At 65.7% G+C, this 207-nt stretch carries 1 protein-coding gene; it reads right to left on the reverse strand.

The window, feature by feature from the left end; all coding sequences use genetic code 11:
* Positions 1 to 207: toprim domain-containing protein (locus EXE45_RS19515; RefSeq protein WP_241989553.1), on the reverse strand; the 207-nt coding region annotated here is incomplete at both ends.

A 207-nucleotide genomic window follows, 5' to 3' on the forward strand; every position in this document is an offset into this window, starting at 1 on the left:
GCGGCTGGGCCGCGTACACGTAGCCGGCCTCCAGGAGGGGCTTCATGTGGCGGTACAGCAACGTGAGAAGCAGCGTCCGGATGTGGGCGCCGTCGACGTCGGCGTCCGTCATCAGGATGATCTTGTTGTACCGCACGTCGTCGATGTCGAACTCCTCGCCGATGCCGGCGCCGATCGCGGTGATCAGCGCGCGGATCTCGTCGTTCT

The organism is Halorubrum sp. SP9, from assembly GCF_005435015.1.
Classification (GTDB): Archaea; Halobacteriota; Halobacteria; order Halobacteriales; family Haloferacaceae; genus Halorubrum; species Halorubrum sodomense.